The sequence below is a fragment of the Aminobacter sp. P4_D5 genome, assembly GCF_056401815.1.
On the sequence record NZ_JBFUIP010001088.1, the window covers coordinates 1 to 585 of the forward strand.

Annotated in this window: 2 protein-coding genes; both read right to left on the bottom strand. The window is 72.1% G+C overall.

Annotated elements, in window-relative coordinates:
- Nucleotides 1–186: hypothetical protein (locus AC1DWF_RS36810; protein WP_476843367.1), on the bottom strand; the 186-nt coding region annotated here is incomplete at its 3' end.
- Nucleotides 186–585, bottom strand: a 400-nt coding sequence (locus AC1DWF_RS36815; RefSeq protein ID WP_476843368.1) for a hypothetical protein, incomplete at its 5' end; no start/stop codon positions are given. The genes AC1DWF_RS36815 and AC1DWF_RS36810, both read right to left, overlap by 1 nt.

Genomic DNA, 585 nt, shown 5'->3' on the forward strand with positions numbered 1-585 from the left:
CCCGCCCCAGGCCGCCGCCAGCGCCGTCCGAGCCATAAGGTCATCCACCTGCGCAATCAACCAGGCGAGAGCATCTTGTCCTGGCCCTGGCGCCACCTCGGGCGATCCCCCTGTAGTGGCCTGTGCGCTGATCCTGGCGCGTGCATCCGCGGCCAGCCGCGCGGTCGCATCGCCCGCCGCCGGCATCAGATGAGCTCCTCCAGGGCGCCGAATCCCGCTGCGTCAAGGGCAGCATTTGCTTCGGCGCGATCGTGGGTCAGTGCCGACGACCACCAGTCCCACAACTCGCCCAGATGCCCGAGGCCCGTGTATCGGGTAATTTCCGCCTCCGATCGACCGCCGCGCGGCGCCCTCGCCGCGACAGCTCTGACGACGGCCCGCCACGCGTCGAACGCCACGCCGGCGACCATCGCGGCGCGAGCCGACCGGAAGATGGGGCCGCGCCATCCCTCGGCCGCGCCGCCCAGATCCTGCGCAAGCTCACGCTGCCAGCATGCTGCGGCTTCCCGTGCGGTCCTGGGCGCAGCTCCCGCTCGTAACCGGCGGCCACCGCCGCTGCGAGCACCACGAGCCGCCTGTGTCGTC